Source organism: Ideonella alba (assembly GCF_018069875.1).
Taxonomy (GTDB): domain Bacteria; phylum Pseudomonadota; class Gammaproteobacteria; order Burkholderiales; family Burkholderiaceae_C; genus Ideonella; species Ideonella alba.
Genome location: NZ_JAGQDF010000004.1, coordinates 376,856 through 390,584, shown reverse-complemented (window position 1 = coordinate 390,584; position 13,729 = coordinate 376,856). Strand labels below are relative to the sequence as shown.

The following is a 13,729-nucleotide window of genomic DNA, read 5'->3' as shown; positions in this document are numbered from 1 at the left end:
GACACGAAACAAGGATTCCCATGAGCAAGCTGGTCGTCTCCCTCGACAACGTGGTGATCAAGGAGTTCCAGATCACCAAGGACCGCACCACGCTCGGCCGGCGTCCCTACAACGACATCGTCATCGACAACCTGGCGGTCAGCGGCGAGCACGCGGTGTTGCTGGCGGTGGGCGACGACGTCTACATCGAAGACCTCAACAGCACCAACGGCACCTACATCAACGGCAAGGCGATCAAGAAGCAGCTGCTGGTGCACAACGACACCGTCGAGATCGGCAAGTACCGCATCAAGTACCTGACCGAAGAGGTGGCCGACTACGAGAAGACCATGGTCCTGCGCCCCGGCCAGCAGCCCGCCAGCGGGCCGGCCACGGTGCCGCCGTCGGTGTCGATGCTGCCGGCCTCGATCAAGGTGCTCAACGGTGGCGCCGCCGGCCGCGAGGTGCTGCTCACCAAGGTCGTCACCACGGTGGGCAAGCCGGGCATGCAGGTGGCGTCCATCTCCAAGCGCCCCAACGGCTATGTGCTGGCGCATGTCGAAGGCAGCGCCCGGCCGTCGATCAACGGCAGCCAGCTGACCGAGGACGTGGCGCCGCTGAAGAACGGCGACATCATCGATCTGGCCGGCACCCAGATGCAGTTCATCCAGGGCTGACGGCACGCCGTCCGGTCGTCTGTCGGCTGCGCCCATGCTGCGCCGACTGACCCGCCGCAGCGGCCCCTGGCTGGCGGCCCTGCTGTGGTTGATCCCGCTGCTGCTGAGCGCCGTGCACGGCCCCTGGGCGCTGCTGGACCGGCTGGAATGGCTGAGCGACGACCTCCGCCTGCGGGTGCTGGCGCCCGAGCCGGCCGCACCACACCCCGACATCGCGATCGTCGACATCGACGAGGCCAGCCTGCAGGCCCTGGGCCGCTGGCCCTGGCCGCGCCAGCGTCTGGCCGCGCTGGCCGAGGAACTGTTCGCCCGCCAGCGGGTGGCGGCGCTGGGCTTCGACATGGTCTTCGCCGAGCCCGACGACGGCCACGCCGCCGCGCTGCTGGCCCAGGTGCCGGCCCACAGCCCGCTGCGCCCCGCCGCCCAGGCGCTGGCGTCCACGCTGGGCGGCGACCGGCCGCTGGCCGACGCGCTGCGCGGTCGTCCGGCGGTGCTGGGCTGGTACCTCAGCGCCGACCGCGGCGGCCAGCGCCTGGGCCCGGTGCCGCCGCCGGCCGCCACCGTGCCCGGCGGACGTCCCACCCCCGGCCTGCCGCACTGGAGCGGCCACGCCGCCAACCTCCCGCTGCTGGCCGAGGCCGCGCCCCGGCAGGGCATCTTCAACGCGCTGCCCGACGGCGACGGCGTGGTGCGCTCGGTGGCCGCGCTCAGCCGCCTGGATGATGGCCTGCACGAGTCGCTGGCGCTGGCGCTGTGGCGCGTGGCGGTGGGCGGGCCGGCACTGAGCGTGGACTGGCGCGACGGCCCGCGCGCGCTGGAGTTGGCCCGGCTGCGCTACCAGGGCGCCAGCGGCGAGCGGGTGCTGCTGCCCGACCTGCGCGGCGCGCTGCGCGTGCCCTTCCAGGGCCAGGGCGGGCCGCAGCAGGGGCGGTTTCGCTACCTCAGCGCCGCCGGGCTGCTGGCGGGCGAGCTGCCGCCCGGCAGCCTGGCCGGTCAGCTGGTGCTGCTGGGCAGCTCCGCGCCGGGCCTGGGCGACCTGCGGCCCACACCCATCCACCCGGCCATGCCCGGCGTCGAGATCCACGCCCACCTGCTGGCCGGCCTGCTGGACGGCCAGCTCAGCCACCGGCCCGACTGGGCCGGCGCCCATGCCGCGCTGGCCGGCACGCTGCTGCTGCTGGGGGCCACCGCGCTGGCCCTGGCGCTGCCGGTGCCGGCGGCGATGGCCGCGATGACCGCGCTGGCCGGCGCCACCGTCGCCGCCACGCTGTGGGCCGAGGCCCGGCTGGGCCTGTTGCTGCCGTTGACGCTGCCGCTGCTGCCGGCCGTGCTGCAGTTCATCGGCGTGATGGCCGCCAACCAGGTGCAGGAGTGGCGCCGCCGCCAGCGCGTCGAGGCGCTGTTCGGCAGCTACCTGCCCCCCGAGCGCGTGCGCCAGCTGGTGCGCCAGCCCGAGGCCACGCCCGAGCTGGCCGAGCACCGCGAACTCAGCGTGCTGTTCTGCGACCTTCAGGGCTTCAGCGGCCTGGCCGAGCGGCTCGAGCCGATGGCGCTGCGCGACCTGCTCAACCGCTTCTTCTCCACCGCCACCGAGGTGGTCCAGGCCCAGGGCGGCACGCTGGACAAGTTCATCGGCGACGCGGTGATGGCCTTCTGGGGTGCGCCGCTGCCCCAGCCCGACCACGCGGCGCGGTCGGTGCGCGCCGCCGTGGCGCTGCATGCGTCGATGGGCCCGCTGAACGACGCGCTGCGCGCCCAGGGCCTGCCCGAAGTGCGGTTCGGCATCGGTCTGGCCAGCGGCTGGGTCTGCGTGGGCGACCTCGGGTCGCGGCTGCGCCGCAGCTACACGGCGGTGGGCGATGCCGTCAACGTGGCGGCCCGCCTCGAGGCCCTGACCCGCGAGACCGGCCTGCCGGTGCTGGTGTCCCAGTCCACGCGCGACCTGGCGGCGCCGCTGCTGCCGGGCTGGCTGTGGCTGCAGGTCGACAGCCTGCCGATCCGCGGCCGGGTGCAGGTCGTGACAGTCTTCACGCCGCTGGCCCCCGAGGAGGGTCAGCGCAGCGACTTCGAGCAGCAGCTGCGCATTTGGCATCTTGCGCTGGACGCGGCGGCGCAGCACCATCACGGGACGGCGGCACAATGCCTTGATCAACTGGACGCCCTGGTCCAGGATCAGCGGGTGGCGGTCGTGCCGGGCCTGCCGGCCTTGCTGCAGCGCCTGCGCGATCGCCTGTCCCCCACACCATGAGCAATTTCCTGGCCCAGCCCGCCGCTCCCGTCGTTCCCGCCGCGTTGCCCGAGACGCGTCCGGCCACGGTGCGGGTGCTGGGCTGCTCCGGGTCGATCGCGCGCGACTGCCGCACCACGGCCTTCCTGCTCGACGACGACGTCCTGATCGACGCCGGCACCGGCGTGGGCGACCTCAGCCTCGATGAGCTGCTGCGTGTCGACCACGTGCTGCTGAGCCATTCGCACCTTGACCACGTGCTGGGCGTGCCGCTGCTGGCCGACAGCGTGCTGCGCCGCCGCCAGGGGCGCGGCCCGATCCAGGTGCATGCGCTACCGCAGACGCTGGCGGTGTTGCGCCAGCATCTGTTCAACGACCTGCTCTGGCCCGACTTCACCCGCCTGCCGCAGCCGGCCCAGCCGGTGCTGAGCCTGCATGAGCTGGCGGTGGGCCAGACGCTGGAGCTGGGGGCCCAGCGCCGCCGCATCCGCGTGCTGCCGGCCCGCCACACCGTGCCGGCGGTCGGCTACGCGGTGCTGGGCACTGGCGGCGACTTCGTCTACACCGGCGACACCGGCCCCAACCCCGCGCTCTGGGAGGCCCTGCGCGGCCTGAACCTGCGCCAGCTGGTGATCGAGATCGCCTTCTCCGAGGGCGATCGCGCGATCGCCACCGACAGCCTGCACCACTGCCCGTCCACGCTGGCGGCCGAGCTGGCGCAGGTGCCGGGCGAGGTCGAGGTGCTGCTGACCCACGTCAAGCCTGGCGAGATGCCCACGGTGCTGGCCGAGCTGGCCGCCCGCCTGGGCCCGGGCCGCGCGGTCACCGCGCTGCGTGCCGGCCAGCGCCTGAACCTGGGCTGACAAGAAATGTCACATCTGCCGCCGGGCTGACAGCTTGCGGCAGCCGGACCTGACAAGCTTGGTCGCCGGGCGTGCAAAGTTCACTTGAAAACCGCCTCGCCGGGCTGGCACGGGAATCGCACTGTGTTTGTCACGCAGTTCACCTGTTCAACCCAAGTCCCTTTCCAAGGAGCTGACCATGAAGCGAGTCCAACAAGGCTTTACCCTGATCGAACTGATGATCGTCGTGGCGATCATCGGTATCCTGGCCGCCGTCGCGCTGCCCGCCTACAACGACTACACGACCCGCGCCCAGGTCGCTGAAGCCGTGGAACTGGCCGGTGGCCTGAAGCAGCCGCTGTACGACTACACGATCGACCGCAACGCGCTGCCGACCGCCTTCATCGCCCCTCCGGGCACCCCGGGCCCGACCGAGCTGAGCGCCACCCTGAAGGGCCGCTACTCGAAGTTCGACTCGGTCACCGGCACCCTGCCGAACATCGCCATCCAGTACAGCATGCAAGAAGGCCAGGCCAAGACCTACGTGGTGGTCTTCAAGTCGGCTGACAGCGGCGCGACCTGGGAATGCGTGACCGGCACCACCGTGCCGAACAAGTGGCGCCCGACCGCCTGCAAGGCGACCTGATGACGGATACGGCGGTGAGTGCCTGACACCCACCGCCACCGCACGGTACCAACGCCCCGGCTTGCCGGGGCGTTTGTCATTGGGCGCCCGGTGCAGGCCACAGCGGCGTCAGCCGCCCGTGCGACCAGAAGCGCGGCTGCGTGCGCGGCGCCTGACCATCGGCCAGCGACTGCTTCAGCCGCTCGTCCAGCGTAGGCCACTGCGCACTGGTCAGCACGGCCGCGCCCGCCAGCAGCGCCAGCACCAGGCCGCGGGTGCAGGCGGCCATCCATGCCGAGGCCGCCGGCCTGGCCGGCGCCTCGCCAGCGCCCATCAGCGCGCCCCAGGCCAGCGCCAGCCAGACCTGCGACACCGGCATCACCGCATTGCCCGAGAACTGCGCATCCACCAGGCTGGCCAGCACCGCCCACAGGCTGGCCGTGAAGGCCAGCGCCGGCCCGGTGGCCAGCGCCGCCTGCCAGGCGCGCCAGCGCTGGCGCAGCCACACGCCCAGCACGGTCAGCAGCGCCAGCACGACGACCGCGCCCCACTCGGCCAGCAGCTGCAGTGGCAGCTGGTGCGGGTGCATCGCATAGCGGCTGGGCTGCGCCGCCAGGTGCATCGGGCCGATGCCCCACCAGGGGTGGCCCAGCCACTGCTGCCAGGCGGCGTGCCACAGCGTCAGGCGCGCCTGGTCGTTGACCGAGGACACCAGCCGCCCGGCCGCTACGCCGTCGCTCGCCAGGCCCAGCAGCGCCGGCGCCGCCCGCCAGACCAGCGCATACACCCCCACCGACAGCAGCAGCCCCGGCAGCAGGCGCCGCGCCAGCAGCGCGCGCGCCGGCCGGCCGACCGCCGCCACCAGTGCCAGCGCCAGCAGCAGCGCCAGCTCGGTGGCCCGGCCGCCGCTGGCCCACAGCACCGCGCCGCCGCAGGCCAGCGCCAGCGTGGCCAGGCGCCGCGCCGGTGGCGTGTCGCCTGCCCAGGCCAGGCCCACCAGCGTCAGCGGCAGGCTCAGGGTCTGCACATGGTTCAGGAAGCGCAGGTTGTCGTAGCCCTGGCCCAGCAGGTCGGGCCGCGGCGCGATGCCGCCCAGCAGGCCCAGCACGGCCATCAGCACCTCCAGCCCGCCCTGCAGCGCGCTGGCCGCCAGCAGCGTCCAGCCCAGGGCTTCGCGCCAGCGTCCGTCGGCGCGGACCAGGTCGGCCACCAGCAGCGCCACCACCACCATGCCCACCCACTGCGCCAGCTCCAGCGCGGCCCAGCCCGGCTGTGGCGCCAGACCCACCAGCGCCAGTGCCGCCAGCAGCAGCGCCAGCGCCAGGGCCGCGCCGCGCGATGACGGCGCCCCGGCCCGCCGCCACAGCGCCAGGCCGGCCGCCAGCCACAGCAGCATCTGCAGCGCGCGCGCCAGATCGTGGCCGGTGCGCAGGCTCATCAGGCCGGGCAGCCAGGGCACCACCAGCAGATACAGGAACAGGGCCCCGCGGGCCCCGGTGATCGACCATGGCATCGGCCAGTCCCTCCGTGGCGCGGATTGTCGGCCCCACCGGGTGCTGCCGGCGCGCGTCAGCCCGCCACGCCGATGTGACGAAGTTCGTCGGCCACCACCGCCGATTCGTGAAAAACTGCCCACTCCAGCGCGGGCACGACTTTCGCATGGGTCGGGGCAGACCTCGGCCGATGCCTACCATCGGGAGAACACCATGCCCACGCACACCTCCTCCAGGCGCCTCGCGCGCGGCTTCACGCTGATCGAGTTGATGATCGTCGTCGCGATCATCGGCATCCTGGCCGCCGTGGCGCTGCCGGCCTACCAGGACTACGTCGCCCGGGCCCAGGTGGCCGAGGCGGTGGAGCTGGGCGCCGGCCTGAAGCAGCCGCTGATGTCCTTTGGCAACGAGAACAGGAGCTGGCCCACCGGCGGTTTCGTCGCGCCGCCGGGCGACGCTGCAGCCGATCAGATCCAGGCCACGCTCAAGGGCCGCTACTCCGAGGTCACGCCCAGCGTCACCGGCGCCTACCCCATCGGCACGGTGCAGGTGAAGGTGACCGAGGGCCGGGCTGCCGGCTACTACGTCAAGTACGCCACCGCCGATGGCGGCATCACCTGGACCTGCAACACTGGCGACATGCCGGCGCGCTACCTGCCCACTGCCTGCAAGGCCACCTGAGGCCGCGCCACGGCGCGCCCTTGCGCAAGAATGGGGGCCATGTCCCAGGCCCCCGAACCCGTTTCCGCCCGCCCTGACCTTGCCATGGTGTTCGCGGTGGCGGTCCCACCGCTGCTGGCCTACAACGTCAGCCCGTCGGCCACCCTGCTGAACCAGTTGCTGGCCTTCTTCGGCTGGGGGCTGGTGCTGCTGGCGGTGCGCGCCCGGCCGACCGAGGCCTGGCGCCGGGCCCGCTGGCCGCTGCTGGCGCTGGGGCTGCTGGTGCTGTCGGCGCTGGTCTCCATGGCCGCCAGCCTGCCGGCCACGCTGGGCCTGTCCTCGCTGGCCTTGCTGCTGGCCGCTGCGCTGGTGCTCGGGGCCGCCGCCGGCGTGGCTGACGACGAGGCCTTCCACGCCTTCGCCAGCGCCATGCTGCTGGCGGGCCTGGCGAGCGCCGCGGTGGGCTTCGTGCAGGTCTTCGCACCGGCCTGGGCCGATGGCTCGCTGATCGCCCGCACCGGCTTTGTCGGCCGCGCGGTGGGCAACCTGCGCCAGCCCAACCACCTCAGCAGCCTGCTGGTGTGGGCGCTGATCGCGCTGGTGCCGCTGGCGCGCAGCGGGCGCTGGTTCGGCCTGCCGCTGCCGCGTGGCCTGGCCGGGCTGGTGGGCGTGGTGCTGGTCTGGGCGGTGGTGCTCACGGCGTCGCGCACCGGCGCGGTCGGCATGCTGCTGCTGGCGGTGTGGGGCGCGCTGGACCGGCGCATGCCGCGCACGCTGCGGCTGGGCCTGCTGGCCACGCCGCTGGTCTATGCGCTGTGCTGGTGGGGGATGGACCTGTGGGCGCAGCAGACCGCGCACACCTTCGGCGGTGCGGCGCGGCTGGATGCGGGCGGCGACATCTCGTCCTCGCGCTTCGGCATCTGGCGCAACACCCTGGCGCTGATCGCTGCGCATCCGTGGATGGGCGTGGGCTTCGGCGAGTTCAACTTCGCCTGGACGCTGGGCGTCTTCCCCGGCCGGCCGGTGGCCTTCTTCGACCACACCCACAACCTGCCGCTGCAGTTCATGGTCGAGCTGGGCCTGCCCGCGGCGGCGTTGCTGATGGGCCTGCTGCTGGTCGGCCTGGGCCTGGCGGCGCGGCGCGCCTGGTCACTGCAGGACGACGACGCCGGCCTGCGCGCCCGCGCCGCCTGGATGATGGTGCTGCTGATCGGCCTGCACAGCATGCTGGAGTACCCGCTGTGGTATGCCTACTTCCTGCTGCCCACCGCCTGGGCCTGGGGCCATGCACTGGGCGCGTCCCGGGCGGATCGGGCCGATCCGGCGCGCTCGCCGTCCTGGCTGCCGGTGGGGGCGGCGGTGCTGCTGACCACGGCCTTCGTCCTGCAGGACTATGCCAAGGTGGTGGCGGTGTTCGGCCCGGGCGATGGCCGCAGCACGCTGGAGCAGCGCATCGCCCGCGGGCAGGGCAGCCTGCTGTTCGGTCACCACGCCGACTACGCCGCGGTCACCGTGGCCGAGCAGCCGTCCACCCAGATGCCCGCTTTCGACCGCGCCACCCATGCGCTGCTCGACACGCGCCTGATGATCGCCTGGGCACGCGCGTTGGATGAAATCGGTGAGCGCGATCGCGCGCGCTTCCTGGTCGAGCGCCTGCGCGAGTTCCGCAACCCCGACGCGCGCGAGTTCCTGGCGGTCTGCGATGCGCCGCCGACCCCCTTGCCCTTCCAGTGCGAAGCGCCTGAACGCGTCTACACGCCGGCCGACTTCGGCCGCCGCGCGCCGCGCTGACTCAGGCGTCGGTGCTCGCGGCCACCCAGTGGCCGCTCTTGCCGCCCTGCTTCTCCAGCAGGCGGATGTCGGTCATCACCATGCCCTTGTCGGCGGCCTTGCACATGTCGTAGATCGTCAGCAGGCCCACCTGCACGGCGGTCAGGGCTTCCATCTCGACACCGGTCTTGCCGACGGTTTCAGCCTGCACCTCGCAGTGCACGCTGCTGCTGGCCTCGTCCAGCCGGAAGTCCACCGCCACCCGGGTGAGCGGCAGCGGGTGGCACAGCGGCACCAGGTCGGCGGTGCGCTTGGCGGCCTGGATCGCGGCGATGCGGGCGATGCCGATGACGTCGCCTTTCTTGGCGCTGCCCGAGGCGATCAGCGCCAGCGTCTCGGGCTGCATGCGGATGCTGCCGGCCGCGCGGGCGATGCGGTGGGTCTCGGTCTTGGCGCCCACGTCGACCATGTGGGCCTGGCCGTGGGCGTCGAAATGGGTCAGGGGGGAGGTGCTCATCGCCGGGTCCGGGTGGGGTGGGTCCGCAGGCCGCGGGGCCTGCGTCGGTGCCATGATAGCGACCGAACTTTCCCCCGCGTCCGGGGTCAGTGAGGAGGCCACCTGCTTCCTGACGGCCCGGCGGCGCCGGTGCTTCACATGTCCTTCACATCGCTTCTTCCGTGGCGCCGCAGCGCCCTGGCGCTGGCCCTGGCGCTGCTGGCCGCGCCGGCGCCCACGGTGCTGGCGCAATCGGCGCAGCGCCTGCCCGCCCTGGGCGATTCGGCCTCGGACGATGTCGACATCCTCCAGGAGCGGCGCCTGGGTGACAACATCATGCGCGACCTGCGCAAGGACCCCGACTACCTCGAGGACCTGTTGCTGCAGGAGTACCTGGACGACCTGCTCGGCCCGCTGCTGGCTGCCGCGCGCGAGCGCGATGCGATCGACGCCGACCTGGCGCGCCGCTTCGCCTGGGAAGGCTTCCTGGTGCGCGACCGCGCGGTCAACGCCTTTGCGCTGCCGGGCGGCTACCTGGGCGTCTACCTGGGCCTGATCGCGATCACCGCCACCCGGGATGAACTGGCCTCGGTGCTGGCGCACGAACTCACCCACGTCACCCAGCGCCACATCGCGCGCAGCATCGGCCAGAACAGCCGGCAGTCCATGGCCACGATGGCCGGCATGCTGCTGGGGGTGCTGGCGGCGGCCAAGTCGCGCAGCCCCGATGGCCTGCAGGCGGTGATCGTCGGCTCGCAGGCGATCGCCGCGCAGGGGCAACTGAACTTCTCGCGTGACATGGAGCGCGAGGCCGACCGCATCGGCCTGGACCTGATGGGCGCCGCCGGCTTCGGCCTGGGCGGCATGAGCGCGATGTTCGAGAAGCTCGACGCCGCCTCGCGCCTGAATGACGCCGGCCTCTACCCCTACCTGCGCAGCCATCCGCTGACCAGCGAGCGCATCACCGAGGCGCGGCTGCGCGCCGAGGGCCTGACCCGCGGCCCCGCTGCCGGCCAGGCCCGCCACGCGCTGATGCAGGCGCGTGCGCGTGCGCTGTCCGACCCCGGCGAGGCCTCGTTGCGCCGGGTGCAGGCCGCCGGCGCCCTGGGATCGCCCGCAGCCGATCTGGCGCGCCAGGCGCAGCTCTACGGCGCCGCGCTGGCGTCCTCGCGCCTGCGCGACTTCACGCTGGCCGATCAGCAGGCCGCGGCCGGCCTGTCACTGGTGGCCGACAGCCAGCCCGATGCGCCGGTGCTGCGCCGCCTGTGGCGGCTGCTGCGCCTGGAGATTCTGCTGGCGCGCGCCAGCGGCGAGGCCCCTTCGGCCGACCTGGCCGCCCGGCTGCACCAGGCCAGCGACGCGCTGGGCACCGATGCCAGCCGCGCCGCGTTGCTGCTGCGCGCCCAGACCGCGCAGACCCTGGCCCGCCTGGGCGAGCCCGGCGCCGACACCGGCCTGCGCGCCTCCACCGAAGCGCTGCAGGCCTGGGTGGTGGAACATCGCCGCGACGCGCCGGCCTGGGACGCGCTGGCGGCCTCGGCGCAGCCGCTGGGCCAGCAGGTGCGCGCGCTGGGCGCGCTGGCCGAGGCACGCTGGGCGCGTGGCGACGTCACCGGCGCGGTCGACCGCTTCCGCGCCGCCCAGCAGGCCGCGCGCAGCACCGGCGCGCAGGGCTACCAGGACGCCGCGATCATCGAGTCGCGCCTGCGCGAAGCCGAGGCCGAGCGCCGCCGGCTGTGGATCGAGCAGCACGGCGAGCGCGTGCCCGATCCGGGTTGAGCCTCACTCGCGCTGGAACAGCCGCTCCACCGCCAGGTCGATGACCACGCCGCACAGGCTGTAGATCACCGAGCCGATCAGCGCCGCCGCAAAGCCGGTCACCGCGAAGCCGTCGAGCAGCGACGCCGCCGACCAGAACATCAGCGCATTGATCACGAACAGGAACAGCCCCAGCGTGAGCAGCGTCACCGGCAAGGTCAGCAGCACCAGCAGCGGTCGCACCAGCGTGTTGAGCAGGCCCAGCACGCCGGCGGCGATCAGGGCGGCACCGAAGCCGGCCACGCTGACGCCGGAGTACAGGTGGGCCACCAGCAGCAGGGCGGCTGCCAGCAGCAGCCATCGGACGATGAGTTTCATGGAACGCCAGGCCGTGAAGCGAGCAGGACGATGCCGCGATTCTGAGGCCTGGACAGCGCGCCAACATACCGGTGACGGTATAGGGCCCTGCCAGCCTGACGTGCCGAGGAGACAAAAAAGAGGCTGCGAGGCCTTTCCGAGGCCGTTTTACGAGGGAAAACAGCTTCTCAGCCGGGTATCCGCGCAGTACCATTGGCCCCGCTGCGGTGCCGCTGAGAACTTGGGTTCACGCGACCCTCGCCCGGTCCCGGCACATCAACAGTTCACTTGATGGAGAGAATCGACATGGCAACTGCGAAGAAGGCTCCGGCCAAGAAGGCCGCTCCGGCGAAAAAGGCGGCTCCGGCCAAGAAGGCGGCCCCCGCCAAGAAGGCCGCTCCGGCGAAGAAGGCGGCTCCGGCCAAGAAGGCGGCGCCGGCCAAGAAGGCGGCTCCCGCGAAGAAGGCCGCTCCGGCCAAGAAGCGCACCCCCAACGCCGCCTTCATGAAGGCGATGACCCCCAGCGCCCACCTGGCCGCCGTGATTGGCGACAAGGCCCTGCCGCGCACCGAGGTGACGAAGAAGGTCTGGGAGTACATCAAGAAGAACGGTCTGCAGGACAAGGTCCAGAAGACCATGATCAACGCCGACGCCAAGCTGAAGGAAATCTTCAAGAAGGCGCAGGTCTCGATGTTCGAGATGACCAAGCTGATCAACAGCCACCTGAGCTGATCATGGTCTGACGGCGGCCTCGGCCGCCGCCCAGTCCCCAAGCCGGCCTCGTGCCGGCTTTTTCATGCGCGCTCGGCGCCGCCGTGCGCTTCAGGCGCCGTCGATCGCCCGGCCCACCGCATCCAGCAGGTGGTTCAGGTCGATCGGCTTGGTCCAGTAGTCGTCGAAGCCGGCCGCCCGCGCCGACTGCACCTGCTCGCTCATCGCGTCGGCCGACAGCGCCACGCAGCGCAGCGTGCGCGTGCGCTCGTCGGCGCGCAGGCGGCGCAGCACCTCCAGGCCATTCATGTCGGGCAGGTTCATGTCGATCAGCGCCAGGTGGGGCTGCCAGGACTGGGCCAGGGTCAGGCCCTCCTCGCCGTCGCGCCCCACGCGCAGTTCCCACTCGGGCCGGGCCTTGAACACCTCCTGCATCAGCAGCACGTTCAGCGGCTCATCCTCGATGTAGAGCACTCGGCGCGCCGGCCGCGGCTGCGCGGTGGCGGGCGCGGCCGCGCCTTCGGGGGCGGGCAGCTCCACGCTGAAGCAGCTGCCCACGCCGGCCGTGCTGGTGGCGTCGACCTGGCCGCGCATCGCGCCCACCAGCTCGCGCACCAGCACCAGGCCCAGGCCGCTGCCCGGCACGCGCCGCCGCTCGGCGCCCGCGCGCTGGAAGGGCTGGAAGAGCTGCTGCAGCTCGCCCGGCGCCAGGCCGATGCCGGTGTCCTCCACCGTCAGGCGCACCCAGGGGCCCTGGCGGCTGGCGGCCAGCCGGACCCGGCCGCCCGGGCGGTTGTACTTGATCGCGTTGGACAGCAGGTGGCCCAGGACCTGGCCGATCCCGGCCTCGTCGCCCAGCACCTGCAGCGCGGGGTCGATGTCGACGCGCACCGTCACCTGCGCCAGGTCCGCCATCGCCTGCAGCGGCTGCATGGCGCGCGTTGCCAGCGGCGCCAGGGCCAGCGCCACCGAGGCCAGCTGCCGCCCTCCCTGGCCCAGGCGCACCACCTCCAGCACGTCGTCGACCAGCTCCAGCAGGTGCTGGCCGGCGCGGCGCACGCCGTCCAGGCGCTGCGCCTGCGGCGCTGCCAGCGGATGCTGGGTGTCCATCGCCATCAGCTGGGTGAAGCCGAGGATGGCGTTGAGCGGCGTGCGCAGCTCATGGCTGACCCGCGACAGGAAGGCACTGCGGCTGCGGTGCACCGCTTCCAGCGCGGCACGGTCGCGCCAGAGCTTGTCGCGCTCGACGCGCGCGGTGATGTCGCGCGCCGAGCCGCGGTAGCCGCGGAAGCGCCCCTGCAGGTCGAACACCGGCTGCGCGCTGCGCGACACCAGCAGGCGGCCGCGCGGGCAGTCCATCGCGGTGACCAGGCGGGAGAAGGCCTGCCGGCGCTCCAGCACCTGCAGCAGGTCGCCGCCTTGCGGCAGCTCCTGGCCGCCGCCATCCACCAGGGGCTCGCGCTGCATCGGCTGGCCCAGCAGTTCGGCCGGGTCGAGGCCGGTGATGCGCAGCAGCTCACCGTCGATCCAGATCAGGCGGTCGTGCTCGTCGCTCTCCCAGGCCCAGTCGCCGGCGGCGCGCACCAGGTCGACCAGGCGCTCGGCCTGGTTCTCGAGCCGGCGGTGACGGTGCTGCAGGTCCAGCCACTGTGCGGCGGCCTCGGCCAGGCACAGCAGCGTGGCCCGCGCCTGCAGTGGCAGCGGGCCGGGCTCGTGGTCGAGCACGCACAAGGTGCCCAGCGCATGGCCGTCCACGCGCAACTGGGCTGCCGCGTAGTGGCGCAGGCCCTGGGCGGTGTCGACCAGCGGATGCTGGGCAAAGCGCGGATCGGCCCGCAGGTCGGAGATCTCGTAGAACTCGTCGCTGCGGATGGCCAGGCTGCAGAAGGCCAGGGCCTTGGGCGTGCTCAGCGTGTCCAGGCCGTCGCGCGAGACATGGTGGGCGGCCTGGTCATCGACCAGGCTGACCAGCGCGATGCGCCGGCCGGTGGCGGCGCGGGCGGCCTGCACCAGGGCGTCGAGCGTGGAGACGGGCTGGCCGTCCAGCAGGTCCAGCATGCGCAGCACCTCGAGCCGTTCGGACTCGGACGGTGTCCATGCCTGCGCGGGGTCAGACTGCATCTCCCTCTCCTGC

The 13,729-nt window shown here is 72.7% G+C and carries 12 protein-coding genes; 8 read left to right on the top strand and 4 right to left on the bottom strand.

What is annotated here, in order from left to right; all coding sequences use genetic code 11:
- Positions 1 to 20: 20 nt before the first annotated feature.
- From KAK07_RS09220 to KAK07_RS25225, 4 genes are all read left to right on the top strand, one after another.
- Positions 21 to 656 carry an FHA domain-containing protein gene (locus KAK07_RS09220; protein ID WP_210856340.1) on the top strand — a complete coding sequence of 212 codons (636 nt, stop codon included), beginning with the start codon at positions 21 to 23 and terminating at the stop codon, positions 654 to 656.
- Positions 657 to 690: 34 nt separating this feature from the next.
- Positions 691 to 2,904: a CHASE2 domain-containing protein gene (locus KAK07_RS09215; protein WP_210860377.1), complete on the top strand. Its 2,214-nt coding sequence runs from the start codon at positions 691 to 693 to the stop codon at positions 2,902 to 2,904.
- Entirely contained in the window at positions 2,901 to 3,746 is an 846-nt protein-coding gene (locus tag KAK07_RS09210; protein ID WP_210856342.1) for an MBL fold metallo-hydrolase, read from the top strand. The genes KAK07_RS09215 and KAK07_RS09210 overlap by 4 nt, the downstream gene beginning before the upstream one ends.
- A 178-nt stretch (positions 3,747 to 3,924) precedes the next feature.
- On the top strand, positions 3,925 to 4,371 hold the full coding sequence (locus KAK07_RS25225) for a pilin (RefSeq protein WP_310738668.1): 447 nt from the start codon (positions 3,925 to 3,927) through the stop codon (positions 4,369 to 4,371).
- Positions 4,372 to 4,447: 76 nt separating this feature from the next.
- Here the strand turns inward: KAK07_RS25225 and KAK07_RS09200 are convergent, their stop codons facing one another.
- A complete protein-coding gene (locus KAK07_RS09200; RefSeq protein ID WP_210860375.1) occupies positions 4,448 to 5,863 on the bottom strand; it encodes an O-antigen ligase family protein in 1,416 nt (471 codons plus the stop codon).
- 193 nt (positions 5,864 to 6,056) lie between these two features.
- Between KAK07_RS09200 and KAK07_RS25215 the strand changes: the two genes are divergently transcribed.
- A complete protein-coding gene (locus KAK07_RS25215) occupies positions 6,057 to 6,524 on the top strand; it encodes a pilin (protein WP_210860373.1) in 468 nt (155 codons plus the stop codon).
- A gap of 39 nt (positions 6,525 to 6,563) precedes the next feature.
- Positions 6,564 to 8,294: a PglL family O-oligosaccharyltransferase gene (locus KAK07_RS09190; protein ID WP_210860371.1), complete on the top strand. Its 1,731-nt coding sequence runs from the start codon at positions 6,564 to 6,566 to the stop codon at positions 8,292 to 8,294.
- A 1-nt stretch (position 8,295) separates the two neighbouring features.
- On the opposite strand, the gene moaC is transcribed toward KAK07_RS09190, so the two are convergent.
- Positions 8,296 to 8,790 (bottom strand): cyclic pyranopterin monophosphate synthase MoaC, encoded by a 495-nt coding sequence (gene moaC / locus KAK07_RS09185; protein WP_210856346.1) that lies wholly within the window; start codon positions 8,788 to 8,790, stop codon positions 8,296 to 8,298.
- Between the two features lie 138 nt (positions 8,791 to 8,928).
- On the opposite strand from moaC, the gene KAK07_RS09180 reads away from it, so the two are divergent.
- The gene (locus KAK07_RS09180) at positions 8,929 to 10,548 is read left to right on the top strand and encodes a M48 family metalloprotease (RefSeq protein WP_210860369.1); all 1,620 of its coding nucleotides are present in this window, start codon (positions 8,929 to 8,931) and stop codon (positions 10,546 to 10,548) included.
- Positions 10,549 to 10,551: 3 nt separating this feature from the next.
- Here KAK07_RS09180 and KAK07_RS09175 read toward each other — a convergent pair whose 3' ends face one another.
- A complete protein-coding gene (locus KAK07_RS09175) occupies positions 10,552 to 10,905 on the bottom strand; it encodes a phage holin family protein (protein ID WP_210860367.1) in 354 nt (117 codons plus the stop codon).
- Positions 10,906 to 11,190: 285 nt separating this feature from the next.
- Between KAK07_RS09175 and KAK07_RS09170 the strand changes: the two genes are divergently transcribed.
- Positions 11,191 to 11,616: an SWIB/MDM2 domain-containing protein gene (locus tag KAK07_RS09170; RefSeq protein ID WP_210803279.1), complete on the top strand. Its 426-nt coding sequence runs from the start codon at positions 11,191 to 11,193 to the stop codon at positions 11,614 to 11,616.
- 90 nt (positions 11,617 to 11,706) lie between these two features.
- Here KAK07_RS09170 and KAK07_RS09165 read toward each other — a convergent pair whose 3' ends face one another.
- Positions 11,707 to 13,716, bottom strand: a complete 2,010-nt coding sequence (locus KAK07_RS09165; protein ID WP_210860365.1) for a hybrid sensor histidine kinase/response regulator — start codon at positions 13,714 to 13,716, stop codon at positions 11,707 to 11,709.
- Positions 13,717 to 13,729: the final 13 nt, after the last annotated feature.